The 331-nt window shown below is 38.4% G+C and carries 1 pseudogene; it reads left to right on the forward strand.

The features are described from left to right. A pseudogene (locus IAE45_RS18740) lies at window positions 1-331 on the forward strand (phage portal protein); the annotation flags it as partial.

Consider the following 331-nt stretch of genomic DNA (forward strand, 5'->3'; position numbering starts at 1 on the left):
TGTGATCTACATTGAATACAACAATGATAAACTTGATCGTTTTACAAAGGGCTTGTTCGAGGATTATTCCGAGTTGTTTGGTCGAATCATTGAAATTGCTATGCGGAACAACCAAATTCGTGGATCGGTGTCTATCGATGCAACTGCTACTGCCAACGAAAAGAAAGATGAAAACGGCAAGACTCGAACAGAAAAACTTCAAGAATATGTCGATAAAATCTATCAAGCCTTTAAGACAAAATCAGTTGCGATCGTGGCAAAGGTGAAGAACATTGATTATGAGGAATACACCAATAAACAAGGGGTTTCCAATCAATCACTGGATGAGCTA

The organism is Enterococcus sp. S53 (assembly GCF_016516865.1).
GTDB lineage: Bacteria > Bacillota > Bacilli > Lactobacillales > Enterococcaceae > Enterococcus_D > Enterococcus_D innesii.